This window comes from Bellilinea caldifistulae, assembly GCF_001306055.1.
Taxonomy (GTDB): Bacteria; Chloroflexota; Anaerolineae; order Anaerolineales; family Anaerolineaceae; genus Bellilinea; species Bellilinea caldifistulae.
This window is the reverse complement of the sequence record NZ_LGHJ01000011.1, coordinates 1-26933: the sequence shown is the minus strand read 5'-3', so window position 1 is coordinate 26933 and position 26933 is coordinate 1. Positions and strand designations below refer to the sequence as shown.

Genomic DNA, 26933 nt, shown 5'->3' with positions numbered 1-26933 from the left:
GCTTCTTTTCTTTATGATACTCAGGGGCAGGCTGCCAGGGAGGCTTCCGTAAGGGTATTTTTGAGGTTGCATAGGTTAACAACAGGTTAACAAATCCTTAGAATTCAGGTGCAATCGGCTCATTTTGCACGTCGCACAACATAGTCGTACAATACACATTGTACGACCCAAAACACCCCAAAAACCCCTCAAAACCCCCGTTTTTGGGGCTAAAAACCCCTCTAAACTGCGTCGCACAATGTTTTTAACGAGAGGAAACCGCACCAATGAACCCCATAGAGGACTTCCTGTCAATCCTCACCAGCCCCCGCACGGCAGAACGCTATCGCTCTGCACTGGACGAATTTGCCGAGTGGTACACCAGCACCACCGGCGCAGGCGTGGACTGGAACCTGCTCACCGCCGTTGAAGTGAAGGACTACACCGCCTACCTGCAAACCGTTCGCAGGCTCTCACCGGCCAGCGTCAATCTACGCCTGGCAGCCATCCGCTCGCTCTTGCGCCACCTGGGGCGCACCTTGAAGGTGAAAGGTCCAAAGCAGGTCACCCCGCCCCTCAAAGCTCTCTCCGCCCGTGAGTTGGGCAGGCTGTTTGCCGCCGCCGAAGGCAGCCAGCGGGACACCGCCATCCTGAACCTGATGGCACGGGCAGGCTTGCGGGTGGGTGAGGTGGTGCGCCTGCGGCTGGGAGATGTCGAGATGAACGGGCGTTCGGGCTGGTTGACGGTGAGAGGCGGCAAGGGTAACAAGACCCGCCGTGTGCCATTGAACGGCGAGGTGCGTCAGGCTTTGAAAGCCTGGCTGGACGAAAGACCGAAGGTGACGGAGGATTGGCTGTTTCTCTCCCGCAGCAGTGGGCCGCTTGCGGAGCGGGATGTGCAGCGCATGGTAGCGGAGTATGCGCGGATCGCCGGGGTGGAAGCCACCCCGCACACCTTACGGCACACCTTTGCCACCCGTGCGATTGAAAAGGGGGTGGATGTGGCCACGCTTGCGGCGATTCTGGGACATTCCCGGATTGAAACGACCGGGCGTTACCTGCACCCGACTGCGGAGCGAATACAGGATGCAGTGGAGGGGGTGTGAGATGATCCCATCAAGCAGCAGTGGGGGTGACCCGGCGCGGTCGGACTTCTCGTTCCAGGCGTTCACCCAGTTTGTCCAAAGCCACATCTAGATCATATTCGGCCTGTAACCCCATCCAGAACTGAGGTGAAACCCCAAAATAACGTCCGAGCCGCAGGGCGGTGTCGGCGGTGATACTGCGTTCCCCCAGGACGATTTCATTGATGCGGCGCGGGTCCACGCCGATCTCAATCGCCAGACGGTGCTGGCTCAAATTCAGCGGTTTGAGGAACTCTTCCAGAAGAACCTCACCGGGGTGAATGGGATGTAACTTTTCGCTCATCATCATCCTCTCTATCGGTGATAATCCACGATTTCAACCTGATAAGCATGATCTTCCTGCCAGACAAAACAAATGCGCCATTGATCGTTGATACGAATGCACCATTGTCCATCGCGGTCACCGCTGAGTTTTTCCAGGCGGTTGCCGGGTGGCACGCGTAAATCGTTCAAAGAGGTGGCGTTGTTCAACATACGCAATTTTCGCAGAGCGACTTGTTGGATTTCCAGAGGCAGCTTGCGAGAACGCTCGCGGCGATAAATCTTCAGGGTTTCTTCGTCCTTGAAGCTCTTGATCACAGGATTATTATATAGCGCACAACGCTTGGCGTCAAGCGCCAAACAGGAATAATATACAATTCGAGATCAGATTACTTGCGTGCGGTTTTGACTTTTGCTACAATACGGACAGGAGCGTCCACAAGACCCTCCGCCTGAAAGAGCGTCAAACCGGCCACAAAGCCCGTTGGACGAATGTGAAAGCATTTGCCAACGGGCTTTTTCGTTATCGGCTGACGGTCAAAGCCGCTTTCGGGTGCAACTCCCGGACAGCCACATTCCACCGGCTGACAAAGCCCGTGGCGGGACTTTTACAATCGAGCGGTTCACCCTCACCGGTGTCCACTGGGACAAGTCTCTTTCGTTCTCCATTCCGGCGGGAGAGGGCTGCTCTCTTCCCCCGGCGTGGGGAACGAAAGGAGGTGAGCCAAATGTGAACCTGACCGAAGTGATACCCCTGCTGATCGTCCTTGCCGTGCTGCTGATTGCTTACGACCTTTCCCAAAAATATCTGCTCTATCGGCTGATACAGAAGGCAAGAGACCAAGAGGAGCGAGAAGCGTTACTGGCAATCCTGACGAACCGCAGGCGGTAAGTCCCCCCGGAGAGCGGCCACAAGCCCCTCTCCAAATTCACCACTCCGCAGAGTGCGAAATACTGGTGCAAGTCCAGTAGGAGTGACCTACCCGCAAGGGCATCGCACCTTACCAAAGCAAGCCAAACCGCCCTCGCAGTAGCGCCGGTGCAAATCCGGCAGGGCGGTCACGGCGGGAGCAGAATAAATCAGGCGTTCCCCGCAAGATAGGGATCGAGATGACCTCTTCAAGACTGGGGGATGTGTACGGCAAAGCGGAAGCCGTACAGACACAATTCCGGCTCTGCCCCGCCGGACGCCAAAGTCCGTCCGAAAGGAGGTGAGTGCCTGCAAGACCCCAACCTAGTCAGGGGGAGCGGGCGCAAACTCCGGCAAGTCCGGGAACGGGTTGCGGCGTCCAATCCCCCGTCAGGCAGGGTTACCCTCCCTGCCTGCCATGCCGACATCACCGACCGGGCGGATAAACCCGGAACTGCACCTTAACAACCAGCAAAGGCTTTCGGAAGCGTGACTTTCCGCCGTCTCATTTCGAAAAGACGGGGGAAGGTCACCCGCCAGGACGGTTGCCGCCCCAATTCCTTCTGGAGGTGCGGTATGCCTAAAAACCGTGACTGGCAAGAGCACGGGGTGCGGATCGGTGGGCGTGTTCTTTCGGAGAAAGAAGCGCAAGAACTCGTTCGTGAGATTCGCAAGCGCATTCGAGACCCGAAGGCCAGGAAGGAGGTGGAAGAGTTTCTCGCAGGTCAGCAGGTCGAGATTTCACCTGAAGTCCTGGAGACCCTCCGTCTTATCCTGGTGTCCATCGAGATGATGCGCCCCAAGACGTGACTCTTGCCCCATGAGGGGCGCTACCCGCGCCCCTCATCCTGATTGCTTTCCTCGTTTTTGGGGAAGGGGAGCGACCAGCCGATGAGGTCATTCAGAGCCTGTTCATCAATCTGAACAGGCTCCCCGATGCGGGCGATGGTGAAGATGAGATAGATCATCGTCTCTATGGGATCGGCCGTACCGTGCTCCAGTTGAAGCAGAAACGTTTCGGGGAGTTCGGTCAGCAAGCGGTCGGTGCAATACACCACAGGCTGTTCGTTGAGATACAAGACCCGTTCGTGCAACCGGAAGCGGGGCAGGCGTGCGATTTCCTGCTGGAACATCTCGGCGACGGCCATGCGGACGATGTCGGTAGCCGTTACCCCCTTTCGTTTGGCCAGCCAGGCGATCTGGGTCTGAGTTTCGTCAGAAAGACGAAAGCCTTTGATCTTCATAGAGAATTTCTCCAAGTGGTCATTTGTTATAACAATGTTATAACAAATGACTGCGAGTGTCAACTCCCGCACCTTAACAAAGTTATATCGCTCGCCTCTCTCCATCGGGCTGCCGCTCCAGCCACTGACTCATACCTACATGGGTCAGTGGTGCGGCACTGACCCGAAAGGAGAACAGCCATGACAACGATTACCCTTTGGGAACCCGAAGAACGCCCCGCCTATATTTTGCATTATGGCGATGTCGAGGTTGTTGGCCCGACTCTGGCGGCGGACGAGGTCATTTGCGATATGTGTCTGAGCGACTTACCCCTGCGTCCCGTCCCTGTGGTGGATGGAGACGCCTTGTGTCTGGAATGCCTCACGAAGGTAGTCCCGGACTGGCAGAGCCAGGTCACTCCCTTGTTGGAGTTGATATGGCGGACGCAGATTTCCGAATTTCAGGCGAGCGAGTAACACTTGGCAGGGCTACCCAGCCCTGCCCATCTGAAAACTCCACCTGACGAGGTTACCCGGTGCAACTCCGGGCAGGTGATTTCCCCGCAAGGGGCAGCACATTAACAGGTGAAAACGGTCAATCAAGCAGGGCGAAGGGACAGGGACTGGTAAAGCCTTCTGCCTGGACGGTCTCCCTCTGCCGCTGACGGTCAAGCGTGAGCGGTGGAGCGAGGCCGTTCAGGTACTCCCCTGACGCAGCAGGGCAACACACTCGTTTGCCCCCGGCTGCGGACGGGGGCGTGAAACAATCTCACGAAGGAGGTTTTTACCATGTCCACACTTTCCAACATCTTCACCCTGACCGGTCTGACGCTGGAAGAAGCCATCCAGCAGTTGGATCAAGAACTGCCCGCCGGGGCGTACAAGGCACTGCCGGGAGCGGTTGACTTAACCGATATTGACCCGAACTGGATGAGGAAAACCCTCAACCATGTGTTCGGGTTGTGCGGTCTGGGCTGGGGGTATGAGTACGACCCTGCCAATCTGGAATACCGCTACGAGTCCCGCACCAACGCAAAGGGCAACGAGTACGGCGTGTATGCGGCCATTCTCACCCACCTGCGCTTCTGGTACAAACTCGTTGACGGGAATATCCAGTACAACTGCTCCGTGCATGCCACCGGTGCGAGCGAGAACGCCAACATTGCCTACGCCATGAAAGGGGCGATTACCAACGCTTTGGGGAATGCCGTGTCGAACATCGGCTTCCAGGAAAGCGTGTATCTGGGTTTGCGGTCACACAAGGACTTCCAACCCGCCCCGAACGGCAACGGTAATGGCAAAGCGTATGCGCCAAAACCTGTACCTGCCCCTGCGCCGAAACCGCAGCCTGCTCCCGCCGCTGCTGAACCGGCTGGGGAAGGCGAACTGGCCGACCCCGGGCAAACGGTCATCCACTTCGGCAAGCAGAAGGACAAGACCATTGCCGAAGTGTGGCAGTCCGGGCCGGTAGGTCAGGGCTGGGTGCGCTGGTGCGCCAACACGGACGGCAAGGGCTTCGACCCGCAAGGCAAGCCTGAAAACGTCCACTTGCAGCGCATGGCGCGCGCCTTCCTCGCACTACAAGCCGCCTACGCTGGCTAGTCCGATTGACCGTCATCTGCACCCCCCTGCGGGGACGAGCCGGGCTTACCCAGTCCGGCTCTAACCGCCAATTCCTGCCCGCCGGAGCGATTGATCTGGCACTGCACCTTAACCAGTCCATTCCACGCACTTGCTAGGCACTTATCCGCTGTGCGTGAGCGCACGCCAGGAGCGCGATAGCAAAAGACCGGGACGCCGGACAGACCGGAGCGACCACAGGAACATCCGGGCGGCACGGCTCCGACAATAGTGCCGAGACTTCCGCGAGTGCAAATGCACCACCGGTAAAGTCGTACGTGGGAACGGCAGGGATGCGGCTGCCCAAACAACGCATTCCGAACCTTACCAGGTGAATATCAGGCGCATTTTCTCAACCTTCTCTTTTCCCCGCCGTGACGGGGCGTATCCACAAGATTCGCCCCTGGTCACGGACAGGGGCAGAGGAGGAAAACGATGGCAATGCGAAAATCTCAATATTATGGCGGGTCAATGCAGGAGTGTAAAGACGGTTGGGAGTGTTTTCGCTTGCGAGAAAAAGCCTTGCAAAACGGCTTTCACATTGAGAGGCGGGAAAAAGGTGTTGTCACAATTGTGATTCATGAAATCTCCATAGAGAAAGCCTTGCAAGAAATAGAAAAACGGCTCGCCAACTCTATACCGTTTTCACGAGAGTATGTCATTTACTCAGCTTTGCAGTACGGTCTTGTCCGAAACCGGCTGCCTCTAGCGTTCCAACTATATTGGGCTGAAAACGGGCTGGACAAGGTTGTTGAACGGATCAATGCCGAGTGGGATGACCAGGACTTCATCTCTGGAGTGCTGTACACCATCCGAAAGATTGCCGAAAAGAAATGCGCCTGATTTCAAACAAGCGCAGGCTACCTGCCTGCGCCATCCGGCAATACCACCCGCAAGGGTGTTTGCACCGCACCTTAACAGGCGAATACCGCAACCGTCCCAATCGTCCTTCAACCCCGCTGCACCGGGGGAAACACATCAGTTTCCCGCCGGGTGCAGACGGCGGGAGAAGGAGGAAAACCATGTCTGTTTTTAGCGAAATCCAAAAACCCTACACGGTCAGCGAGGTGCTTTCGGCTTACCGGCAGACCAAAGCCGCCATCGAGTACCACTGCCGGGAGTTAGAGGCTGTCTTGAAAGCGGCAGAGAACGCCGGGATTGGCTCGGCAGTATCCTACCGGGCAGTCATGTTCCGCGATGACCGGCTGGTGGAGTTGAAACGCTCGACCTGGCAGGCTTTGTTGGGAGCCAGCGGGGTGGAAAAGGTCTTGTCCGTCTCTCGGCTGGAACGCTTCGAGCAGTTTCTGGAAGGCAACGGGCAGGGGATAAGAAACATCCCTGAGCCGAGCGAGGAAGCCATCATGGAACTGCTGGCCGGTGGAGCGGCAAAGGAACTCTTTGCGGAGATGATTCGCGAAGCCTTTGACTTCCTTCGCCCCGGAGCAGGCTGGCATGACGAGTACAAGACCAACCAGAAGAACGGGCGGGTGAGTGTGGGGAAGAAAATCATCCTGGAAGGGTTGGTTCACGAAACGCCCTTCTATGTGAACATCTATCCACGACCCCGCCGCCACCTGATTCAGGTGGATAAAATCTTTCACCTGCTGGACGGCAAGCCCTTCCCGTTCGATTCGTACAGCAGCCCGCTGGTAGACGGCCTGTCCTCAGCCCGCAAGGGCGAGACCGAGTACTTCAAGTGGGAACGCTACGGCAACGGCAATCTGCATTTGACCTTCCTGCGGGATGACCTGCTGGTGAAGTTCAATCAGATCGCCGGCGGGCTGGCAGAGCCCGCCGTTGGGGACGGAGCGGTTTAGCGCAAAGGCAGGGGCCTCACCCCGCCCCTGCCGACTTTCTGCACCTTAACATGGTTACATACGCCTGCAAAACGCTGCACCTTTCTTTTCCCATCAACCCGCCCGCACGGGGAATCACCACATTCCCCGGAGCGGTGCGGGACGCGCCGGGGGAAGGAGGATTGCTATGGTATCCATCACACCGGGCAACATTGTTGCCAGCCTCACCGTTACGGAGGAGGACATCTTCTACGCATTGGCTTATCGGCGGGAGAAACCCAAAGACTGGCGGAACTTCATCGAGTACCTGTCCGATCATCTGGCAGATGCGCTCAACCAGCATGTCTACGATGAAATCCGCTACCTGACCGATGCCTACCTGCACCAGCAGGAAGAATGTCCTCACCGGCGCACCACTGCTGTCACCACCGGCGGGTATCACTACTCCGCCGGGGAGGTATGGGACGACCTGAAAGAGGAAGTCCACTGCCTCGACTGCGGCGCGGTGCTGACTGACGAAGAAGAACCCGCTCAAATCGAGGATGCGCCATGAGACCGGAAGTGGGCGAAATCGTCAGGATTGGTAAAAGCACCTTTGTCATCACAATCGTCACTGACCTGAGTGATGAACTTTGGGTGGTGTGGATGAGGCTCTTGGGACGGGGCAGGCGGTTGTACACGACCCACGCCTGGCGTTCTGCTGATGGTGGGATTGTGTACGGCCAGCCGATTTCCGTCATCAAGTCAATTGGCAAACCTTTCAGAACCCCGCTGCACCGGGGAGACTAATACTCTCCCGGTGTGGTGCGGCGCACCGGGAAAAGGAGGACAACTGCCATGTCGAAAACCAGCGATGCCTTGTTGGACGACCCCCAAAACGCACGGGCCTACCGGGCGATGATGGGGCTGATTCAGAAACAGCTTACCGTCATCGTCTTTATTCCCGGAATTGCGTGGGTGGTCAATTCCACGATGAGCGGGAAACCCCATGAATACATGGTCACCAAAAACGGCACATGGGCTTGTACCTGCCCGGACTTCACCAAGCGGCAGAAACCCTGCAAGCACATTGCCGCGGTGAAACTGCTGACCGAGCAGAGTGTGTAGCAGGCGGCGTAACACAAAGCCGGGCTTACAAGAGCCCGGCCATCTCACCCTGCGTAGTGTCTTGGGGCGGTGCAACTCCGCCCAGGGTGACCTCGGCAAGTGTCATGCCTCCGTAGTTCAAGGGATAGAACAGCACCCTCACGAAGTGTGAATGCGGGTTCGAATCCCGCCGGAGGCGCCCGCTTGCCGAAAAGCGGGCTGGGTAAGCCCGCTTTTTTGTTGGAAGGGCTTGAAATTTTCAGGGATAGCGAGTATGATGAATTTACTTCGTGAGGGTATCCGTGAACTACGGAAAGCAGGAGAGGGCAGAAAAGCCCTCTCTTGCTGTTTTATTCTCTAAAAAGTCTTTCTTCCATTTCTTCAAAAAAAATGTTCTCCGATAAGTCGGAAAGTTGGGCTGCAATTTGCGTTTGCAAAACTTTGCTCTTGAAGAAGTTGCGAATCTCTTTATCAACCGTATTCAGCAGAAAGGGAATCTCATGTCCCAGATGGTTCATCTGACAGTCAGCAACCATAATCCGCAACATTGGAGCTATATGATCCAGATGAACTTCAAAACCAAAGGCTTTTTGGCGAGGTTTGAAAACACCGCGCCAGATTTGCTTAGCTTCTTGGACAAATTCCTGGTCGTTCAGCCATTGAATTTCTCTCTGTTGTGCCGTAGATTGTCGCTCGACATGTTCATAAAAGGTTTGGGCGAAGAACACTTCGCCACTTTTGAGGGCACGTCCCAACCAAGAAAGAAGAACACTCTCTTTCAAGCTCTTGATAACCCCAATAACCTTTTTTTCTTTGAGCAGCTTTTTATATAGATTTCGGCCAATTTCTATGTTGCTCAGCCATTGATAGATTAAGGTTCCGTCACAGAAGATATATGGCTCGCTGATTTCCAACGCATGAACAGACTCGAAGTACCTCATGTAAGCAGTCAGAGAGATGCCAGCAATTTCTTCTTCGAGCTGTGTGAAAAAGGCTTTCATATCCTCGCTTTTTTCGTGAGACAGTCCCCTAACTATTGCTTGGGTTGTATAGCCGTGTAGAACATCTTCCAGCGGACGTACATACGAACGGCTACCTATACCAACGCACAAAGCCTGACCAAATGAATACTTTTGAAGTGGCAGAACAGGGGTACCATCTACAGCGGCTACTTTACCGTCTAATAATTCAGAAGCGGACTCCAAATTTCCAAAATCATACCTTTGAAGTCGTGGCATCTGGTTAGGCAATAACTCTTCACCTTTGGATTCGATGTATTCGCGAGCCTCGGCAATTGCCTTACGGGATAAGTCACTTGCCAGCATGGCAGATACATCTTCCACAATTCCGCCAAAATTTGCGACAAACTCATCGCGGGAAAATCGCTTGGAACGGTTGATCAATCCCTCAAAGTCAAAGCGGTTGGACATCACTTCTCTCCTCTCTCCGAAACACGAGCAATTCGCACACATCCCCGAACATTTTCCGCAAACGCTTTGCTTTGAGGTTCATCATTCCGGCCGCCCGCCGTTGCTGTTCACCACGGCTAACATATGCTCGAAAAATAACTTTGAAGCCGCTTTCAATTCCCAGTTGATACATATCTGCTGGGATATCGATAAAAGGATTTTCAGGGTCGTTGATATTCGTATAAGGTACAATCAACAAGCAGAAGATACCACCTGGGCGCAGGGAATCCCGCCCGGCTTCAATCACCTGTCTCATTATTGACCGATATCGGTTGTAATCTTGCGTTTTGGCTAATTCACCTTCTAAAAAGTTTGTAGCAGTACGAAAATAGGGCGGGTCTATGAAAAGCCAATCCACCTGAATAGGAAGCGGTTTAGTCATGTCATGTTTTTGAATGCTGTATTTGCTAGCCCACGGTTGCTTTGGGAAAAGGTCAAAAAGGTGGATTTCCAAGTTCAATTGTCGGTTTTTTTGCCAAAGATGTCGATCCGTATAAACCCGCCGTAACATTCCGCTTCCAGCCATCCCGTCAGCAGCAATTCCCTGCTCGGGGGCAAAATAATACAGTGCATTGGCATAAATCTCGCCGGGGATGCTGCCCGGAAACTGTTCTTGCAGCCATTTGGGACGTCCGAAAGTCCACCAATTTGATGGTTTGATGATGTCAAGTTCCGCTTGAATTTCGCCTTTTTGGATGCGATATTGGCGTATCACTTCTCGGACAGATAAATTTGATGTCTGTTTCGACATCATCTCGATAACAGCTCGTCTTCGCTGCGGGTCTTGGATGCGGGAAATTTCAAGTAACAAAGCGGGTTTGTCTGCAAGGGGTGTTGTTCGAATCAAATTGCGTTCCTCAAGGCTGAGCTTGCGTGCAATCGATATACGATCTCGATATGTCCTTTCCGAAATTCCTATTTCTCGGGCCAGGTCTTGGGAAGAGAAAAACGAAGCGGCAAAATTTGCCGGTTCGTTTTGGCTGTTCTTCCTCGCATTCTGATTAGAGATTTGTCCGCCATGCCCAGAGCGCATTCCCAAAGCCCGTAAGAGCTCATCTCGTTTGAGCAGATACTCCGCTTGTTCAAGGGCAGTCAACGAATGACGCATGAGATTTTCATCCAGGGCACAGAGAGATGCCTCGGGGCTTTCGTGAGGAAAAGGAGCTATTTTGCATTCAACTTCCTGCCACCCTAGCAGTTTCAAGGCTTCCAAACGGTGTAATCCGCTCAAGAGATAATAATCGCTTGACAAGACTAAGGGATGCAAAAGACCGACTTTTGCGATACTTTCAGCAATTTCTTCGATCTTGCTTGCCTCTGGAGTGCGCAAATGACCATTTAGACGGATATTTGTTATCGGGACAATCTGCCTCTCAAACATTATCGCTTCTCTCCAATTCATAGGGAGATGGAGCCATTTGGGCTAAAACTGTTGCGGTAGAGCCAAACATCCGACATAATGCTTGCCCAGGTGCTAGACTGATTGATTGATCGGCAAAGTCAACTCCCATAGTCTGTGTGGCAAATTTCGCCACTTCTCGATTGTTTTGTCTCATCACAATATGAGAATTGATGTTGTTAAGAATACTAGATGGGACCTGACTGGCGTTTTGTAAACTGATAATGACACCATGTCCTAACGATCTTCCTTCCATCATTGTACGATTGAATTCAAATTCGAGCAAATCGCTGTATCGCGTGTCATTCGTAAAGATACGATGCGCTTCATCAGCGAATTCCAGTATCCCTAAAGAGCGAAATTGCGGATTTTGAGATAAGTATCGTTGATTTTCGCGAAAGAAATATCCCAAAAATAGCGCATAACTGTCGGCATCTACGTCAGCAAGATCAATATAGACAATCTTGCCTTTGCTGATAAAATTGTCTACCCTATAGGGCTGCGTTTTGAGTTTTGTTGCTAGTCCGGTCGTTTGTTCAAAGGGCAATTGAGTTTGTTTCTCTGTTACTTCGCTCACTTCTTGATTTAGCGAGTCCAACCAAGGCATTGTTTTTTGTTTCCGTTCTACCTTGCGGATGATCGCATCTGCTGTTTGTTTGTGAACGGTTCGCTCAGATTTTTTGGAATTTTTCTTCCCTTCCTCTTCTTCCTTTTTGTCTCCATCACTTCGTTGACGAATCACATCTAAAACATCCTTCAGGCTGTACTCTCTTTTGGTTTCACGAAGTTCCTTACAAACGCTGACAAATTCTTCATATTGGTTATAGTCTGCTTTACCGGTAAAGAACAAAGATCCCAACCATTCTGCGTCAAAATCAGAAGCGCGGAAACTTAAAATTGCTTGATACCCTTTGTAGTGTAGATTCTTGGCGCGACCGATTCCATAGATTGCTACCCGAACCAGATTGTCAGCTCCAAAGGGCTGCAGGCCGTATTTTTTCATTTCATCCCAAACATCTTTGACGCTTTCATCTGAATTAGGCTTATCAATTAGTGTGTAATCAGGCTTTGCATCATATAGAAAGACAGTGAAGCCTATTCTGGCAGCTTGATAAACCAAATTGGCACCGGTATTGGACTTGCCTGAACCAGTACCGCCACTAATCATCATGTGATGTCGAAAAATACTTTTGTTAACACAAAGCGGGACATCATCCGCATTGAGTAAGTAGCCAATAGCATTCACTTGTTTTTCATCGTACTTTGGAAGTTCGAGGACTTTTAGGGTGGTTTCTCTATCCAATCGTTCTACTCGTGAACCCGGTTGCGGCCTGCGCCGCAGAGTCGTTAAGCGATGACCATCGTATTCACCCAGCAAATGAATTTCCCAAGTTTCGATGGTTTTGGCCATCTCAATCATCGTATCAGATCGGGATTGGGTTAGATACAATGCGTGAATGAGTGATGGATCAAAGGGATTATCGGTTACCATAGAAACATTGAGATTGGGTCGTGTGATCTGACCAATCCATTCTCGTTTGCTTTCAGGTGTTTGATAAGAAGTGTTTGGGGGAGTAATCCGCACGTAATCATACAATTGGAGATCACTGCTACCTTCTTGCTTTACAGCAGTGACATACAGCCCCTCTCTTCCCGGACGGTCTGTTAATACGATGATCATCGCATCATCCTCCTGTTCGTATAATTACTTTGAAATTTCCTCTTTTAGAAGTAAATACCGTCATCCGTAGAGACTTCATTCATACTCTTTTCTGATGTTTCATTTCCCGCTTTGCTAAGCAGGCTAATACAAGCCCGGATTGTGGCGAGGTAATAGTAGAATAACCAAGGATACCAAATCTCTTTATCATAGTCGGTCTTTTGATTTGCATTATGATGACGGATACCAAAATTATTCGCGAGGTTGAACAAATCATTCTCGTCTTTTGAACTCAGAACCTCTTTTAATCTCGGGCGAAGGTACTCTAATACATCTGCTAAGTCTCGAATTGCATCTCTTTTTTCATCCCAGGTGGCATGATAGCGTCTGAACTTTTCTATTGCTGTTTCCAATCGCTTTTCAACATTATCAGATTCATAATGAGGTAATTCGGACTCAAATAACGCTTCTAATCCGTGCTGGGGCAATGAAAGAATTTCCCCTTCTGTACTGAGCTCATATCCACTTTTATAATCTTTTAGGATGGAGTTAATCGCTTCCCGAAACTCTTTCTTACCGGCGTTCTGATCAAAGGAACTATAATGCCAACCGCAGTTATTGTAGTCGTGATAAAAGCCATCAACAGGCTTAGAAACGTTATCATATAAAAACTCAATCACATCAAATAAGTCTTCTTCGGAGTAGTGGATGTAGTTTTCCTCAATTGGCCAGAGCGAGTCTTTTCTAAGATGCAAAAAAACTATGGCCTCAATGTCCCTACCTAGATTGCCTGATACCCAACCATTGTAAGCATCCACACATCTATATCCAAATGCTTCTTGAAAGTACTCATCCCATTCGAATTTACGATACACCTCTATAAACAACCGCCTTAACAAATCAAGGTTGTATTTTGTGTGAGGGTGTTTACCCGTTCGGATTGAGTAGTAAGGGCGATTTTTCATACCTAAGTCGCACGATTCCAAAAGGGTTTAGCCATTTTCTAGTAATTTTTCAACCTTACGGATGGCCGCTTCTTCTATGACGTTGGCTTCATCCTTTTTTTCAAAGGCTTGAACCACCTTCTCACCAATTTCTTGTTGAATCTCCATCGGAGCGTTGGGTATCCATACTTCACCGGTATCACTTTCAGTCAATTCATCTACAACACCGCCATAAATTTTTGCCGTCAATTGATGCTGCCCGTAAGGCGTCATCAAAAAGGCGGCAATATAGCCCGGATGTCCCCTGCTGTTATCAGGCACAATGCGCAACAAGTGTTCGGAGGCTGCCCACTTGTCCATATATGAGGACACCAACCCTATCCGTCCGATGGTACCAGAACGAGTAGCCAACACATATCCAATCCTAATCAGACATTTGTCAATATGCTTTGCATTTACTTTTAGCGAGACGTATTTCAGATCATACGGGCGCATTTGTGGCAGATGTGACCCTTGCAGAAAAGGAACGCCGTATTCTTTAGGTACGTAAATACGCTTGAAACGTGGGGGAATAAAAATGTGAGATGCAATGCTTTCCAGTTGCACGGGCGCAAAGTTCCCTTCGTGCAGAAGTTTGACCACCGTTCTCGCAACCGGCACGTGAAACGAAGCGTCAAAACGATCTGACAGTTCAGAAGCCCAAATGCTAAACGCTTTGGGATGGGGAATTTCGGGGCGGTTAGTAGGCAGGCGTGGCGCAGTCGGCGCGGGCAGGTAGGGTACAAGGCTTTCATCGAAGATAGGCAGCCCTAACTTCTCGTGTAAGAGACTGTCAGCTTCATCCAGCAAGTCATTGGCCTCGTCGCGCAGGGCATATGCCCGCATGATCTGATTGTGGATTTCTAACTGAACGTCTTTGGACGGAAGTGGTACAGGGACACTTGCTAGATGGTGGGGTTCAATCTCAGAAACGGATGAACCAAATACACTCCGTAGTATTAAACCCTGCCCAATAGAACTAGACAGAAAAGCATATACGTATCCTGATTCTTCATCCACCTCTACTCTGATAACATGTTCACTTAATGCTTTACCTTGCAGTCTTTTACTGAAAAATGAGATTCTGCCAACCGACCCAGAGCGCGTAACAAAAATGGAGTTTTCTTTGGCTATAAGGTTTTCTATTTCGGTGTTTGAGTTTGGGGAAATGTAGTATTTCGTCTCCGGTCTATACTGAATGATCTCTGTAGCGCCAATGAATGGGATCCCTTTTGTGCTATCGGTTCGCGTCCTTTTGAACCTTGACGGATACCATATTGCCTTTGCTATTTCCCCTAATTGCTTCAAAGGGAATCCACTATCAGCAACAATCCTAAAGACTGATTGGCCTTCCTGGGCATAATAGTTTGCGTCTAGCCTGTTTTCCCCCTGATTCAACCAGTGCGCAGGGACGGTAGTCAGGGGGATTGAAATCCACCACCCCAATTCGATAAATTGCTGTCGGAGTTCTTCCCGGGTGATAATAGGCACGTTTCTCTCATCCATTGAGCCACCTCATTCGTTCAGGTTTGGAAACCCATTCGGTGAAGTAGCGCACCACTTCAGGCAGTTGGTCAAACTTTTCACGCATTTTCTGCTGGCGTTGTTCGGTGATCAGTTTGCCGTTTGGATTGCGACGGACAAACTTAGCAATGCCGTCATATTGAATGAGTTCGCCTTCAGGGGTTCGTAAATAAATGGTCTCGCCGCGTCGGTCATGTCCAACGAATTCAGGTGTAGCCATAAAAATCTCGTAATCAAATGGCTTGCCTGCTTGCTGCTCAATTCGTATTTCCTCTTCCGTCTTTTTTTGCAGCAGTAATACACTGGTTTGCGTGCCTGTATAGGGTTCAAAAGTTGCTTGTGGCAGGTCTATGCTGGCGATTATCCGGGCCCGCCGAAGAATCCAGCGGCGGATGAACGCTAATCCGGGATTGGAGAGAATACTATCGGGGAGTACGATTGCCAAGCGTCCACCGGGTTTTAAAAATTGTAGACAGCGTTCGATAAACAGCTGCTCTGGTGGCATGGATGCGCGGTGTGTTCCATTTTGCATTTCGAATGTCGACAACTCAAATTGTGCTAGGATATGTGGATCATCAATTGGGATCTTCGAGCCAAAGGGTGGATTGGTGATAACAATATCGAACGTGCCAAGTTGAATATGCTTTGCGACTTCGGCTATCCACTCTCCGGGGGGCAAAAGCGAATTAGCATGATACACGTTGGTCGAACCGTCACCGTGCATGACTAAATTCATCTGCGCAGCCCGTACCAAAACAGGGTTGAAATCTATGCCTACGAGGTGTTGATTAGCCGTTTCTCGCAACAACCGGGCAGTTTCTTCAAGAGCTTTGCTCTCGTCTTTCCATTTCACCCGCTGAACTTCTTCGAGGTATTCGCGCCAGACATTCATTACTGATACCAAGAAGCCGCCCGTTCCGCAAGCAGGGTCAAGAATACGGAGTTTCAGCCATTTATCCCGAGGGTAGGTTGCCAGCGCCATTTGCGTTGCCATTTCGCAGACATTACGCGGCGTGAAAAATTCACCTCTGTCACCGCGCAGATTACTCCCAACAAGTTGTTCATAAGCAGCACCCTTAACATCTGCCAGCGTCTGCAGAAGTGAGTAGCGTTGAAGTTCGCCGACAACATAAGCCAGCACCCGGTTGTCAAGGCGAATCTGTTCATCTCGGGCAAAGATATACGGATAGCGGTTTTTCACGTCTTCAAACAACTGATCTATTGTCTGCTTCAACCGCCTTTGTCCGATTTCGGAACGCCGTTCATTGTTGCCGATGAAAAAGCGCATTTCACCGAGAGAAGTGTCTTCATCATAGACCTTGCAGAAAATGAGCTTAAGCAATTCCTGAAAAGCGGGTTCCTTTTGTAATCCCTGATTTCCGTAAATGTAGTTATGGCAACGCTTGAATATGGCAATTAATTCTTCATGAGCGGGGACTAGTTCATCAAATCGTATGGGTTGTGGGGCATCGTATCCAAAACGCGGGATGTCAGTAGCTTCGGCAAAAGATACTTCTCCCGCATCCGAAACCAGCCGCTCCCAGACCTGGAGTTCTGAGCCAATCCACATCCCAAAGCGAGCATTAGGGCAGGCAGCAAGATAGGATTTGAGTTGCCCTACACCGTTATCTCGGTCGGTAGGGCGGACTTCTTCCCGTTTGCACTCCACAATGATTTTGATATTCTCTTGTTTATGCTCGACATGTGGCGGAAAGATAGCAATATCCACGCGCTTTTTGCTGCTTCCCAGATTAACAGTAAATTCAATTTCGATGTCTGATTTATCGTAGCCGTAGTCTTCTAACAGGCTACGCGCTATGCGTTGCCGGACATTCTCTTCAGGTGTATCAGGGCGAAGTTTACCTGTAACAACACATTGAATCTTACCGGGGGGTATCAGTGTAATTGTTTCTTCCATTTGAAGTTCCCTGTGCAGATATTTGACTTGTGAAATTCAAGACTCGATAACGATTCGCCCGCGCGTTGCGGTTGACTTGCGCGGGCGGCAAAAGTTTGCTATGCTTGTTTTTGCCGCAACGCGCCTTCACCGCGTTGCACCTCAGCCTCACCGAGACAGCGGTGGGGCTGATTTATGTCTGGCTTAAATATATCTGTTTTTTAGCAGAACATCAACCAAAACCAAACACTAATTTGACTCGCAGCCTATGCCATCGTTATCGCCGTCAAAGCGGTGCGGGTCGGGGGGTAAGACCTTGAAACGGCGGAAGGGAATATCTTTGCAATCCAAATCCGGAGGCGGTGGCGGTATACAAACACCTGGATAGGACGGATGGCAATTCCCGCTGCTGACACCAGCCGGAGGCAGGACGGCAGGGGGAGGGGCATAGGTAGGTGTTGGTTTCCACAATCCCCGCTCTAATTCGCGCGCCGCCCGTTGTGCGGCAACGAAAATATCGGCGCAGGCAACATCGGGGGGATAGGTGTAAGCATACGCATATCCCTGCCTGACCAGTTCGTGGTTTACAAAAACATCTCCCACGAAGACATACCGTAACAGGCGGTCATAACGATCTACTTCGGACACATCCTTCACAAGGGTAACTTTTTTACCTTCAACCAGTCGGCGGTTGGCTTCGGTGGATTGGTAGAAATAGAAATCTCCCCGTTCGGGAGTATCTATACCGATGTATCGCACTCGAAAAGTCTGGTTTCCAATGCGGACATCAATTGTATCACCATCGATCACGCGGGTTACGGTGCCCGTTTCTCGTTTGGTGTTTTGAGGAACGCAGTTCAAAGAGGTTGAGGGCAAAGTCACCGTTGGGGTGGGTGAGATGGTCGGAGTAGATGTGATGGTCGGCGTCAGTGTGATCGTTGGGGTGTGGGTCTCCGTAGGAGTTTGAGTAATGGTGGGGGTGGGGGTGATGGTTGGAGTTGGTGTGTTCGTTTCGGTTGGTGTGGGAGTAGAGGTGGATGTTGGGGTAATGGTTGCCGTTGGGCTGGGAGCAGGCAAGATGACACTGCCGATTGTAAATAACCCGCAGCACAATGTAACTACCCCAAACAATAGGAGAATTGGAAATGCAATTTTGGTTTGAGGATTTTTGAAAATTTGACCGGCCATGGTTGAGTTACGGAACGCAAATCGAATAACAACCGTTGGTATTGACTGCTGTATTTGTGAAATTATGAACATGGATTGCTGATATTAGACTAACTTGCGGGCGGTGAAAAAATTTGCTAGGATGATTTGAAATCATCCATACCCCCACGCCTGCATCACGGCCTCACTGTGGAATAACGGTGGGGCTGGTTTGTTTTCGGTTAATAGTATAGCAAAAAATTTTAATTTTCAGAACCGTTTTGAGGTGGCAGAATCGTAAAACCAAAAAATTACCACTTCATTGCGGAGGAAAAACCATGTCAACTTTCACACAATATCATACCGAGATGGAATTGTTCTTCGCTGAAAAGGGGTTCAGTTCGAAAACAGAAGAACAATATCGGGCAATATTGAAAGCATTTCTGGAAAGAGTAGATATTGAGTCTTGCACTGCAATTGATTTATTAAGCTTTCTTCGTTCAACGGGGTGGGGAAATTCTCGTCAATATGTTGCCTGCGGAATTATTCGGCAATTTGTCAAGTGGAAAATTGGTGATCATCCAGTTTTGCGAGTGCGTATTAAGAGAGAAAAAACGAGACCCGGCAGAACTCTGAATGAACATCAAATCCGTGAGTTATTCGCTTCATTTGATTTGACTACTTCAAAAGGATGTCGAGATTTCGCGATTGCAAGTCTGGCTTTGGATACCGGGTTAAGAGTGAACGAAATTGTTACAATCAACATGAAAGACCTGGCTCTTGAGAAGAGAGAGATTCTTGTGAGAGTAAAAGGTGGTCGTTGGGAAAGGGTTTTCTTTTCACCTTTGACCAAAGATGCGTTGCAAAAATGGATAGAATACAGAAATCCGCAAGACGAGCGGCTTTTCCAGGTGACCAGGGATGGTTTGAGGGTTATCATTCGGCGCTGGGGAGAAAAAATTGGTATAAAACTCTCTCCGCATGATTTTCGGCGAACTTTTGCAGTAATGGCAATCAAGGCAGGCGCGCCGAGTCGATTGGTACAGGTTGCGGGTCGGTGGTCTGATATTCGAATGGTTGAGTATTACACTCGAACAATAGAGGCCGTTGATTTAGGACAGTACTTCCCGATGGTTAACTTGAGCGTGCCAATGTCACAATGATCCAAACTAACTGGTATTTCTCTTTATGCCCGCTTAATGGCGGGCTTTTTATTTTTTACAGACTCTTAATCAGTGGGTTCAGGGTTCGAGTCCCTGGTGAGTCACTTCCAATGGGCACTTTACCAGCAGTGTTTTCTAAAAACAGGGACTCCATCCCTGTATTCTGCAACGCACCCGATGGATCCCTGGGTGCGTTTTGTGTTTTCAGCAGGAAGGTCAGGTATGGTTACACTCCCCCCATTTCTACCCGTTGCCGAAGCCGCCCGCAAGTACGGGCTGGATGAGGCCCGCCCTGTCAAGTCAAAAGATAATGTTACCGAGGGTGGTTGAATGGTTCAAAAGAATAAGGTTACTAAAGGGTCAACCTCCTTTCTGAGGGTATGGTGGATATTCACGGGTTGAGCGGTCTTTTGAGGAGAGGATGCCCAGAGTTGGTCAATCAGGTCTGCGATCTGCTGGCGTAACTGGAGGGGATTGGTTTGGCGGTGGAGGGTTTGGAGTTGGGTGAGGAGCGCGGGAGGTAAAGTTTCGACCTCACACAAGCGTTCGAAGGGGGTCTTGGGGATGTCAAAGACGCGCCGGTAGCGTTGCGGATTGACGACCATTTTTTGTTGGGTGCGCATGACTGGCTGGAAGAAATTATGATACAACCACAAAGCGGCATACAATTGGCGCAAGATAAGGAGTTGATCGAGGCGAACAAGACGCCCATGACCAACATAGGCCCGCACCAGACTATGATTGTTTTCTTCGACAAAGCGGTTGTCATTTTTGTGATAGGGACGCGAACGGGAGATAACTAATGCCGGGATTTTGTCTTGCCAGAAGCGCAGCAGATGGTCGTTGAAAAACTCGTTTCCGTTATCTGGGTGTAATTCCCGGATCGGGAAAGGTAGTCGCCGGAGTATCGCCTCAAAGCCGTCTTTCATCGCCAGATAACTGCGCCCATACACGGCTTCAATTTCGCTCCAACCGGTCTTGACGTCCACCATCTGGATGGTGTGAATGAATTCACCACGGGTGTCCTCGTCACAATGCAAGACCAGGTCAACTTCAAAGTGTCCCGCAGCCGCCACATCCCAGGCAATCCGCCGCATTGGGTAGGCACTGCGCAGCGAGTGGCGCTTTGGGCGGGGCGGCTTGCGGTAAGCCAGTTTCGCCTCGCTCCGCCCTGCCCGTTTGAGCATGCGTTTCAAGGTCGAAATGCTCACCCGTCTCAAGCACTCCAGCGTCTCCGGCTCAAGGCGCACTTCCCCCAAGCGCTGCAGGTGCAGCGCCACGGGTACAAGCGCCCCCTTGAGCCGTTCGGCACACGGATAATCCAGACTGCGCGCAACCACCCGCACCGCGTCTTCCACCGCCGCCCCGTAGGTTCGCCCGCGTTCACGGCTGCGTCGCTTCCGTGACAGCCGTCCTCTCATAAGCCGGATCAGTGACTTGCGGTGCATCCCCGTTACCGCTTGCATCTCGTCCAAGAGATATCCCTTTTCCTTGCGACTGGCGTTGCGATAGCGTTCCCACATCTTGTACAGATATTTTCGGCGTTCATTGATGCTCATTCGTTCTATCTCGACCATGGCTAGCTCTCCGGTAACATTTTCTTTTGAGCTAACCATCTTACTTCAGTAACATTTTATGTGAACCAACGCGCAGAATTGACAGTTGCGAAATAGGGTGCTAAAATGATGCTGGAGACAATATTTGCTATCGGATTAGGAGGGGAGATGAAGCGAGAAGCAATTATTCTTCAAAAAATCATATTTATTTTTATTTCTATAATCACTTTGTCCGTGATCGCCTCATGTCAGAGGGGCGCTGCAACGTTGCCAGCGGATTTAGCCACCACAACCCTGCCTGTGGCTACTGAAAAACCCACTTTGACGTTTACCATAACATCCTCCCCGACAATCACGCCTGCACCAACCTATACGCCTACTGTGACGCTTACCCCTACAATCACACCAACACCTTTGCCATGGGCGCGCACTGTTCTCAACTCTGGCAATGCCAGGCAATTGACCCTTCTTACCCATTGGGGATACGGAAGTATTCAGCAGGAAGAAAAAGTGGGGCCAGACAGGATCTTAATTAAGTCAACGGCAGGTGTTTACTTATTCCGCGAATCAGACAAGAAAATGATTGCGGAATACTACGGGGCAATTCGGTTTTTGGGGTCTCCTGATAAAGAAAAAGCGTCAATTCGCTTTCCAGATGGGTCTTTATTGCTTATCCAACTTGAAGATGGTAATGTCATTCATTCCTTTCCTCCGCTTGGTGACATTCCATCTTATCTTAGCGAGAAACTCGACGAAACACAAAGGGCTGATAGTCTTAGGGAGGCCTTAGAAAGGACCGATTTGGTTTTTTCACCCGATAGCCGCTTTCTGGCTTGTGGATATGCCGATTTTTCCATTGGCGTCTGGAATGTCGAAACGGGAGAACTCAAAGCCAAACTCTACAGCGACTTAACAGGCTACTCGTATCCGTATCAGATTATGTTTATTCCCGACGGAACGCATCTTGCTTCGATGGGAGGAAGGTTAATCTATTGGTCTTTGGAGAATGAGAAGGCGCTTTGGTATATAAACAACGCATGGGGATCGTTGGATATCGGCCTTATCTCCCCGGATTTTAATGTTATTGGTTATTCTTGGTATAGTGCAAGTGATAATAGATATCGGATTCACCTGATCAACTCAAGGGATGGAAGTACGATTGCTAAAATTGGCGGAGTGGCGAGTCAAAAGCCATTTTCTCCTGATTCAAAACTGTTTGTCACCACACTCAACGGGAATATTAACATTGACCAGGTGCAACCGCGATATGTGCGTTTACGCACGCTCTATACCAACTTAGAATCTGCAGTGGCTGAATTCTCGGAGGATGGGTCAAAAATCATCGTCAATGGCGGTGAGCTCGTTTATTCCGTGCCGGATTTCAACTTGATTTCCGAAGGCTCCCCATCAGTAAAGGAAGACACTCCTCTTCCAAGAAATGATTCTGAAGAATGGTTGTCTCTTGGCTTTGGCTGGCAGCCCCGAGGGGTCATTGCTCTTCCTGAAAATCAGGTTTATATATGGGGCGGTTGGAATCCAATTTGGCGATGGAATCCGCTAACCCGGCAAATGGACTGGGTCTCGTTTTCAGAAGGCCTGCTTACTGCGCCGGTGATCTCTTCCGATGGGGCGAAAGTTGCCGGATGTTTTATGGACCGTTTGGAGGTCTGGTCATTCGAAAAAGAAGCGTTTACGATCTCCACCCCGTGTCGTAAAGACAGCGTGTTAGCCTTTTTACCGGGCACAGATATTCTTGCAATTGGGCGTGGTGAGAAAATCACTCTCTTTGATATTCTCAAAGGGGAAAAAATTCAGGATTTTATTTTTAGCGATGGTTATTCTGTTGGATGGTTGGATATGTCTCCGGGGGGGAAGTTTTTCGCTTCAGGTGGCAGTATCTGTGGATTTGGCGGTTGTCGAGGTGATATTCGCTTATGGCAAGTTGATCCTCCCAGAGGTCTGTCACTGATCCCGGAAGGATCAGAAAAAGCAGTTGAAGATGTTGTCTTTACCTCTGATGAAAGCGAAATCATTGTTGCCAAAGGCTATGTGTGGCTGTGGAATGTTATGAGCGGGTCACAAGACGGTAAATTACCCCTTTTTGGACACAAGCTGGCTATTTCACCTAATGATACATTGGTTGCAGTAAGTCGTGAGGGTGGGGAGGTTTCCTTGGTGACCATGGAGACTCGCCAAATTGTGGGAAATATTCGCATCACAGCAAGCGACGTGATTGACCTGGCTTTCACACCAGATGGCGCCAACTTGCTTATCCTGGGCAATAATGGAGTTCTGGAGGTATGGGGGGTGCAGTAATCAGGTATGCCCCCTCAACGTACAGGGTTCTTTATCAAACGGGCAGCGCCTAGAGGGGACGAAAGTTAGAAAGAAGATACCACCTTACCCAGCCCCATACGAAACCGTCTTTTGAGCGTGTTTTCTCTTTTCTGGCACCTATGGATTCCAGCAAAGCAAGCGCCCGGGCGGCAAGGGTATAGCCAGTAAATCGCACGGTTAATCATTGGCAGGGAGGTTTGTCTCTTGTAGAAAGGGGGCACTATGGAAAGATAACAGTCCCGTTCTTATCGCCTCAATGAGTACTGGCAGGAGGAAATACTCAACTTCAAAGATCAATCAAAGGAAGGACTAAAATGAAAGCACGAAATTCTACCAAATTCGGCCTTTTAATTTGTGGGGCGTTGCTTCTGGTACTTCTGGTCGGTAGCCCAACCCCCCTAGCAGCTCAGGCACCAGAACCGCCGTATCCTCCAAATTCGCTCCCCAGCCACCCTCCAGCACCCGGAGTTGGCCCCTATCGTGATTCCGACGGAAACTGGTACATGCCCAACGATGCAGAGCCGTTCGTTGGCGCATCTGTTCAATTATCCCCTCAAAGCACTGGTGGCCCCGACGACTTTGGCTACATCTGGGACGATTCGGTAGCGCTGAACTGGATCGATGCCAGTAGTGGAACTGATGCGACCATTGACCCTCCTTACTGGGTTGAGGCTGGCCCTATTGATATTGGCTTCCCCTTCAAGTATTACGAGAACACGTACACCCAACTCTACATCTCGATGTATGGATTCGTATCCTTCAACTCCGGACAAAACGACGACCAGCAATCACAAATCCCCAGTCCCGAGGAACCCAATGACGTGATCGCCCCCAGTTGGGGACCGATCGATTATGTCAACGGTTATGTGCGCTACCTCACAGGGGGCACATTCCCCAACCGCTGGTTTGTTGTCGAGTGGAACCGGGTGACGGATGATTTCTTAAATGAGTACACCTTCGAAGTAGTTCTGTACGAGAATGGTGATATCGTCTTTCAATACCAAAATATGAATTATAGTGGGCATGGTTGGCATTGCCAGACATCCGGTATTGAGGATTCCACCGGATGGGACGGATTGACTATCACCGATTTTTGTAACCAGATTGGCTCTAACCACGCCGTACGTATCTACCGGCCAGTTGCCGCCCCTCGTGTGGGAATCTCTCCGCGTTACGACGGCCGCTTCACCCGCGCCGGCGCGATGGAGTCCTTCAATGTGCTCATCCGCAACACTGGTGAACTGGGAGCTGACACCTACGATCTGATTTCCTCTTCATCCTGGCCTATCTCCTTCTACGCCGCTGATGGCACCACTCCCCTCACCGACACCGATGCCGATGGCACGGTGGACACAGGCTCTCTGGCGCAGGGAAGCACTCTCACCATCACCGTCAAGGTGCAAACGCCGCCCACATCTAATGTGGGTGACGACAACGCTGCTGCTGTCACCGTTCGCTCCTCGCGTGACACCGGCAAGAGTGAGACGGTTAAATTACAGACAGCCATCCCCGCCCCCTTTGCCCAGGTGTATAGCGACAACGATGGAGCGATGAGCCTCTATCTTGTTCAGCCTGCTGCCCAGGCCGTAAAAAAGGTTACTGCAGATCTCTTCCTTCCCTGGTCCCCGGCCGTGGCCGAGATGCCCAATGGCTTTGCCTACTTCTGGTACGACTTATGGATGAAAGAGATCGAGTACACTCTCCTGGACCGCTACGGCAATACCGTGCGCGGGGTGAACAAACTGACCAACCATTCCGGGGCGACAACGCAAACCTGGAAGGACGAGAATCCCGCCGTGGCCGTCGCGCCGAATGGACGCATCGGGGTGGTGTGGTATCGCTACCTCTGGAACGGCAGCACCTCCCAGTACAACATCTGGTTCGCCATCCTGGACCCCGCGGGCAACCTGACTTATGGTCCGGTGAACCTAACCAACAACAATGCCTGGGGCTCTTATGATGACGTGAACGTGCCCTTTTTCAACTCTCCGCGCATTGCTGCCACCGGCGACAACCGCTTCATTCTGGCCTGGAAGCAGTATTATCGCGTAAGCGATGGTCGTGTAAAAGACGACATATACTACGCTATACGGGATGCGAACGGTGTTCAAGTCAAAGCTATCACAAACCTTACCAATGCTAGCCCTGGATCGAGCGGGAAGTACGGCCCTGCACTTGCGTCCCTGTCGTCCAATCGCGCTTTCATTTCCTGGGCGAGCGGTGGCAACATCTACTACGCCGTTGTTGGCAATGATGGTACTCTGGTCAAACCAGAGACAAATCTTTCTGCGGATGGGAATAACTGGGAAAATTACGATGCTGTACAACTTTCTAATGGAAAGATACTGGCAGTTTGGGAAACCATTGGGTGTGACCCTGGCGAACAGGTTCCTCGCATTCGGTTTGCACTGTTAGATACATCCTATAACCCAGTAGGGACGCCAGTGTGCCTGAAGGCAGAAGCTGCCGTCACCGGTGATTATTCCGTTTCGGTGACTGCCGACGCCGTCGGTCATGGGATTCTCACCTGGAGGGATTACTCCTCCTTCAATAATCTTTACTACGCTCTCGTAGACGGTAACGGCAATGTGCTCACTGACCCGATGATTTTTCTCACATCCCAAGCCTCAGATCCCTTTATCTTCACCAATGGTGAGGGCTATGGGAATACTTCATATAGCTGGACGCCGCCCACGGGTGTGGACGGGGTAGCGACTTTCTCTGCTTCCCTTTACGGTGCGCCACCAGGTGGAAATGCAGCGATACACATTCGAACTGCCAACCATGGCACGGCCAAAGCCACCAGTGTTGTGCTGAGAGCCACCCTCGACAGCAGTCTCACTTATGTAAGAGATACTTCGGGGATCACCCCCACCGTAAGCGGCGCTCAAGTGATATGGAACCTACCGGACCTGGGTTTCCTGGAAGAGGTCAACTTTACCCTTTATGTGCAGGTACCACCGTCTGCAGCGTATGGCACTCTTTATCCCATCGCTCTGAGCATAACCTCCGCTGAACTGGACCCGAATCCCTCCGATAACACCGCCAGCGCTCAGGTAATGGCGGCCCGACAGATGTTCCTGCCACTGATTAATAGAGGCTACTGAGTGACATGATGTAAGCAGGTTTCATGTTGGGGAATCGTTAGGGCGCATCCAGGGGCTGTCTGGAAAGAACATCCAGGCAGCCCTTTTGGTAAGGAAAAACAGGTCAAATAAAGCCGTTTTGACCAGCAAAAAAAAAATTGGCTGTTGATCAGGCAGCCAATTTTCGTAGATTGTGGGCTATGCTTACCAGCCCCCACTCGGTTATGACCTTTTCTAACCCGCGCAGGTGGAATCGTCGGAAAGCCATGTTGTGTTTGATCTGCCCAAAAACCGTCTCGACCTCAATCGAGCGTGCAGCGCGCAGCCGCTGTCCCTCCGCGCTGGTCAGGTTCTCGCGTGCTTTGCGGCGGTATTCCAGTAAGCGGAAGGAGATGCGGATCTTGCGGTTGCCCTTGGCTCGGGTGCACTGGCTTCGCAGCGGGCATTCGGCACAGTCGAAACATTCGTAGGTGTGCCGCTGGCTCTGGTAGCCGTTGTCGCTGGTGTAGCGCGAGGTGTACTGAAAATGCAGGCGTTTGCCCGCCGGGCAGATAAAGGTGTCGCTCGCTGGGTCATAGGCAAAGTGTTCGGCACGGAACTGGTGAGCCCGCAGCACCTGCGGGTTGCGGTAGCGGTGGGTATCCTGGTAGAAGGTGTTGTACTTGAGGAAGTTCTCGACATGGTGCTGCTCCA

General features: G+C 50.8%; 25 protein-coding genes and 1 tRNA gene. 14 read left to right on the top strand and 12 right to left on the bottom strand.

Annotated features, from left to right (window positions below; translation table 11 throughout):
• Positions 1 to 266 precede the first annotated feature (266 nt).
• Complete coding sequence (locus AC812_RS04705) at positions 267 to 1085, top strand: tyrosine-type recombinase/integrase (protein ID WP_061919680.1); 819 nt, start codon at positions 267 to 269, stop codon at positions 1083 to 1085.
• A 10-nt stretch (positions 1086 to 1095) separates the two neighbouring features.
• On the opposite strand, the gene AC812_RS04700 is transcribed toward AC812_RS04705, so the two are convergent.
• Complete coding sequence (locus AC812_RS04700) at positions 1096 to 1410, bottom strand: HigA family addiction module antitoxin (RefSeq protein WP_061919678.1); 315 nt, start codon at positions 1408 to 1410, stop codon at positions 1096 to 1098.
• Positions 1411 to 1418: 8 nt separating this feature from the next.
• On the bottom strand, positions 1419 to 1703 hold the full coding sequence (locus tag AC812_RS04695) for a type II toxin-antitoxin system RelE/ParE family toxin (protein WP_061919676.1): 285 nt from the start codon (positions 1701 to 1703) through the stop codon (positions 1419 to 1421).
• Positions 1704 to 1869: 166 nt separating this feature from the next.
• Here AC812_RS04695 and AC812_RS17495 point away from each other — a divergent pair, with 166 nt between their 5' ends.
• Both AC812_RS17495 and AC812_RS04690 read left to right on the top strand, forming a co-directional pair.
• Complete coding sequence (locus AC812_RS17495; protein WP_145962595.1) at positions 1870 to 2277, top strand: hypothetical protein; 408 nt, start codon at positions 1870 to 1872, stop codon at positions 2275 to 2277.
• 594 nt (positions 2278 to 2871) lie between these two features.
• A complete protein-coding gene (locus AC812_RS04690) occupies positions 2872 to 3105 on the top strand; it encodes a hypothetical protein (protein WP_061919674.1) in 234 nt (77 codons plus the stop codon).
• Positions 3106 to 3125: 20 nt separating this feature from the next.
• On the opposite strand, the gene AC812_RS04685 is transcribed toward AC812_RS04690, so the two are convergent.
• The gene (locus tag AC812_RS04685) at positions 3126 to 3539 is read right to left on the bottom strand and encodes a ribbon-helix-helix domain-containing protein (protein ID WP_061919672.1); all 414 of its coding nucleotides are present in this window, start codon (positions 3537 to 3539) and stop codon (positions 3126 to 3128) included.
• Positions 3540 to 3719: 180 nt separating this feature from the next.
• On the opposite strand from AC812_RS04685, the gene AC812_RS04680 reads away from it, so the two are divergent.
• The 8 genes from AC812_RS04680 (at position 3720) to AC812_RS04645 (ending at position 8219) form a co-directional block, all read left to right on the top strand.
• On the top strand, positions 3720 to 3995 hold the full coding sequence (locus tag AC812_RS04680; protein ID WP_061919670.1) for a hypothetical protein: 276 nt from the start codon (positions 3720 to 3722) through the stop codon (positions 3993 to 3995).
• A 312-nt stretch (positions 3996 to 4307) separates the two neighbouring features.
• Positions 4308 to 5120 (top strand): hypothetical protein, encoded by an 813-nt coding sequence (locus tag AC812_RS04675; protein WP_061919668.1) that lies wholly within the window; start codon positions 4308 to 4310, stop codon positions 5118 to 5120.
• Positions 5121 to 5573: 453 nt separating this feature from the next.
• Entirely contained in the window at positions 5574 to 5981 is a 408-nt protein-coding gene (locus AC812_RS04670; protein ID WP_061919666.1) for a hypothetical protein, read from the top strand.
• Between the two features lie 179 nt (positions 5982 to 6160).
• On the top strand, positions 6161 to 6955 hold the full coding sequence (locus AC812_RS04665; RefSeq protein ID WP_061919664.1) for a DUF4942 domain-containing protein: 795 nt from the start codon (positions 6161 to 6163) through the stop codon (positions 6953 to 6955).
• 166 nt (positions 6956 to 7121) lie between these two features.
• A complete protein-coding gene (locus AC812_RS04660; protein WP_061919662.1) occupies positions 7122 to 7487 on the top strand; it encodes a hypothetical protein in 366 nt (121 codons plus the stop codon).
• Positions 7484 to 7723 (top strand): hypothetical protein, encoded by a 240-nt coding sequence (locus AC812_RS04655; RefSeq protein ID WP_061919660.1) that lies wholly within the window; start codon positions 7484 to 7486, stop codon positions 7721 to 7723. The genes AC812_RS04660 and AC812_RS04655 overlap by 4 nt, the downstream gene beginning before the upstream one ends.
• Positions 7724 to 7771: 48 nt before the next feature.
• Positions 7772 to 8041: an SWIM zinc finger family protein gene (locus AC812_RS04650; RefSeq protein ID WP_061919658.1), complete on the top strand. Its 270-nt coding sequence runs from the start codon at positions 7772 to 7774 to the stop codon at positions 8039 to 8041.
• Between the two features lie 106 nt (positions 8042 to 8147).
• Positions 8148 to 8219: transfer RNA gene (locus tag AC812_RS04645), tRNA-Val, on the top strand.
• 151 nt (positions 8220 to 8370) lie between these two features.
• Here AC812_RS04645 and AC812_RS04640 read toward each other — a convergent pair.
• The 7 genes from AC812_RS04640 to AC812_RS17960 all read right to left on the bottom strand — a co-directional run bounded on the left by AC812_RS04640 (position 8371) and on the right by AC812_RS17960 (position 18212).
• On the bottom strand, positions 8371 to 9450 hold the full coding sequence (locus AC812_RS04640) for a DNA double-strand break repair nuclease NurA (protein WP_061919656.1): 1080 nt from the start codon (positions 9448 to 9450) through the stop codon (positions 8371 to 8373).
• Positions 9434 to 10870 (bottom strand): ParB/RepB/Spo0J family partition protein, encoded by a 1437-nt coding sequence (locus AC812_RS04635; RefSeq protein WP_061919654.1) that lies wholly within the window; start codon positions 10868 to 10870, stop codon positions 9434 to 9436. The genes AC812_RS04640 and AC812_RS04635 overlap by 17 nt, the downstream gene beginning before the upstream one ends.
• On the bottom strand, positions 10863 to 12569 hold the full coding sequence (locus AC812_RS04630) for an ATP-binding protein (RefSeq protein WP_061919652.1): 1707 nt from the start codon (positions 12567 to 12569) through the stop codon (positions 10863 to 10865). Before AC812_RS04630 ends, AC812_RS04635 begins: the two co-directional genes overlap by 8 nt.
• Before the next feature lie 44 nt (positions 12570 to 12613).
• Positions 12614 to 13513: a hypothetical protein gene (locus AC812_RS04625; protein ID WP_061919650.1), complete on the bottom strand. Its 900-nt coding sequence runs from the start codon at positions 13511 to 13513 to the stop codon at positions 12614 to 12616.
• 27 nt (positions 13514 to 13540) lie between these two features.
• The gene (locus AC812_RS04620; protein WP_061919648.1) at positions 13541 to 15037 is read right to left on the bottom strand and encodes a restriction endonuclease subunit S; all 1497 of its coding nucleotides are present in this window, start codon (positions 15035 to 15037) and stop codon (positions 13541 to 13543) included.
• The gene (locus AC812_RS04615; protein WP_061919646.1) at positions 15030 to 16973 is read right to left on the bottom strand and encodes a type I restriction-modification system subunit M; all 1944 of its coding nucleotides are present in this window, start codon (positions 16971 to 16973) and stop codon (positions 15030 to 15032) included. The genes AC812_RS04620 and AC812_RS04615 overlap by 8 nt, the downstream gene beginning before the upstream one ends.
• Before the next feature lie 228 nt (positions 16974 to 17201).
• The gene (locus AC812_RS17960) at positions 17202 to 18212 is read right to left on the bottom strand and encodes a thermonuclease family protein (protein WP_211261462.1); all 1011 of its coding nucleotides are present in this window, start codon (positions 18210 to 18212) and stop codon (positions 17202 to 17204) included.
• A gap of 224 nt (positions 18213 to 18436) precedes the next feature.
• On the opposite strand from AC812_RS17960, the gene AC812_RS04600 reads away from it, so the two are divergent.
• Positions 18437 to 19261, top strand: coding sequence for a tyrosine-type recombinase/integrase (locus tag AC812_RS04600; protein ID WP_061919640.1), 825 nt, complete (start codon positions 18437 to 18439; stop codon positions 19259 to 19261).
• Between the two features lie 335 nt (positions 19262 to 19596).
• On the opposite strand, the gene AC812_RS04595 is transcribed toward AC812_RS04600, so the two are convergent.
• Positions 19597 to 20838 carry a transposase gene (locus AC812_RS04595; protein ID WP_061919638.1) on the bottom strand — a complete coding sequence of 414 codons (1242 nt, stop codon included), beginning with the start codon at positions 20836 to 20838 and terminating at the stop codon, positions 19597 to 19599.
• A gap of 147 nt (positions 20839 to 20985) precedes the next feature.
• Between AC812_RS04595 and AC812_RS04590 the strand changes: the two genes are divergently transcribed.
• Entirely contained in the window at positions 20986 to 23133 is a 2148-nt protein-coding gene (locus tag AC812_RS04590; RefSeq protein WP_062158806.1) for a WD40 repeat domain-containing protein, read from the top strand.
• A 335-nt stretch (positions 23134 to 23468) separates the two neighbouring features.
• Entirely contained in the window at positions 23469 to 26261 is a 2793-nt protein-coding gene (locus AC812_RS04585; RefSeq protein WP_145962594.1) for a DUF11 domain-containing protein, read from the top strand.
• A 148-nt stretch (positions 26262 to 26409) separates the two neighbouring features.
• On the opposite strand, the gene AC812_RS04580 is transcribed toward AC812_RS04585, so the two are convergent.
• A partial coding sequence (locus tag AC812_RS04580; RefSeq protein WP_157235423.1) for a transposase occupies positions 26410 to 26933 on the bottom strand: 524 nt, incomplete at its 5' end.